Source organism: Gordonia sp. UBA7860, assembly GCF_002500165.1.
Classification (GTDB): Bacteria; Actinomycetota; Actinomycetes; order Mycobacteriales; family Mycobacteriaceae; genus Gordonia; species Gordonia sputi.
The window spans coordinates 21,546-21,754 of sequence record NZ_DLSO01000103.1 but is presented as its reverse complement, the minus strand read 5'-3'; the positions used below and the strand labels follow the sequence as shown (position 1 = coordinate 21,754).

1 pseudogene is annotated in these 209 nt (G+C 68.4%); it reads left to right on the top strand.

The annotated features are described in order from the left end of the window. Positions 1–209, top strand: a pseudogene (locus B3T59_RS13085) (endoglucanase); the annotation flags it as partial.

The following is a 209-nucleotide window of genomic DNA, read 5'->3' as shown; positions in this document are numbered from 1 at the left end:
CCACTCCTGAGAAACCGACATCGCCCAGCTCTCAGCGACACTGGGGCGCATTCATCCCAGAGGTCCTCCCCCGTGTCGGCGCGGCCTCGACGCCGATCGCGCGACTCACCGAGTTGGCGGGCAGCGCCCCACACTATCTGCACCGATTCGTCTCCTTCGGCGATTCACTACCGACCGCGGACCTCGACGCCATCGCGGCGTCGGGCGCG